This is a genomic window from Bartonella sp. AA81SXKL (genome assembly GCF_042196945.1).
Classification (GTDB): domain Bacteria; phylum Pseudomonadota; class Alphaproteobacteria; order Rhizobiales; family Rhizobiaceae; genus Bartonella.
Window position 1 is genome coordinate 1 of the sequence record NZ_JBHIRH010000235.1, and the last position, 717, is coordinate 717.

General features: G+C 41.4%; 1 protein-coding gene. It reads left to right on the top strand.

The features are described 5' to 3' along the window. The first annotated feature begins 4 nt into the window (after window positions 1–4). The gene (locus tag ACFINZ_RS10800) at window positions 5–640 is read left to right on the top strand and encodes an RNA-binding protein (RefSeq protein WP_375701519.1); all 636 of its coding nucleotides are present in this window, start codon (window positions 5–7) and stop codon (window positions 638–640) included. Window positions 641–717 lie beyond the last annotated feature (77 nt).

The window sequence follows — 717 nt, forward strand, 5'->3', positions numbered from 1 at the left end:
TTAAATGAATGAACGGACCTGCATTGTGACAAGAAAAAATGCTTCAGCACAAACGCTGATCCGTTTTGTTATTGGTCCCAATAATCAAATTGTCCCTGATCTTAAATCAAATTTACCTGGGCGTGGCGTCTGGGTATCATCCCGCCGCTCTGCCATTGAAGAAGCAATCAGAAAAAAAGCTTTTAACAAAAGTTTTAAAACAGATGTCGAAGTCGCCTCAAATCTTGCCCATATTGTAGATACACTTTTACTAAAAGCTGCTCTTGGCAGCCTTTCCATAGCGCGAAAAGCAGGCGCCGTTGTTATGGGGGCAACCAAAGTTGATGCAGCTATCCGTTCTGGCCAAGTTATTCTCGTACTTCACGCTAAAGAAGCTACAGAAGATGGAAAACGCAAAATTGCACAAGCCATCCATACAATACAGCAAAAAACAAATCAGGACATAAAAACTACATCTTTATTTACAAGTTATGAAATGCGTGTGGCTTTTGGAGCTAATCCTGTAATGCATGCTGCCTTATTGAACATGAAAGCCGCAGAAGGATTTCTTAAAACGATAAACAAACTAATTGCCTATCGTGATGACAAGCACAGTAAGCCTGGTGAGATGACGGCACAAGCCGTGAAGGAAATACAATGAGTGAAAATAATAACGACAAAATAACAGTCAAGAGGACACTGACCCTAAAGAGGTCCGTCCTGGAAACAAGCACGGTC